General features: G+C 55.0%; 1 protein-coding gene. It reads right to left on the reverse strand.

Annotated elements, in window-relative coordinates; all coding sequences use genetic code 11:
- Positions 1–743 (reverse strand): AMP-binding protein (locus A372_RS0100110; RefSeq protein WP_019418887.1); only part of this gene is annotated, 743 nt, incomplete at both ends.

Here is a 743-nt window from a genome sequence, read left to right on the forward strand (position 1 = left end):
AATTTTCACTTGATCATCGATTCGTCCCACGTATTCGATTGTTCCATCCGGCAGCCATCTCGCCAAGTCGCCTGTGCGGTATAGCCGTGTTGCCGGCACGATAGGGCTGTCTACGAACTTCTCTGCCGTCAGCTCCGGACGGTTCAAGTAACCTTGGGCCAGTCCGTCTCCGCCTGTATACAACTCGCCGATCACGCCTGCCGGAAGCAGCTTGCCCGCTCCATCCAGCACATATGCTTGAGTATTGCCGATTGGACGCCCGATTGGAATGGACGGCCGCTCCATATCGGCTGCGGAAATCTCGTGGCAGCAAGTGAAGGTCGTATTTTCCGTCGGACCATATCCATTGATTAGCCGAATTCCGTTATACCGCTCCAGAACCTTTGTGGCATGCGTCTTGGAGACGACATCGCCGCCCACCAACAATTGTTGGACTCCCTGCAAGGCTTGGAGCTGATTGTCGACCATGACGTGGAACAGTCCTGCCGTTAACCATAGGATCGTCACTTGATGCTGTTGAATGGCCCGTGTCCATTCGGTCAACGATACATTGCCCGGAGGCAACACAGCCAACGCAGCTCCATTCAGCAAGCTGCCCCAGATCTCGAACGTTGCCGCATCGAACGATATCGTCGAGCCTTGCAAAAATACGTCTTTGCTGCTGATGTCCACATAATTGGCATCGGCAACGAGCCGGACCACCCCTCGATGCGTGACGCAGACTCCTTTCGGAATTCCCGTCG

It is taken from the genome of Paenibacillus sp. OSY-SE, from assembly GCF_000283315.1.
GTDB lineage: Bacteria > Bacillota > Bacilli > Paenibacillales > Paenibacillaceae > Paenibacillus_B > Paenibacillus_B profundus.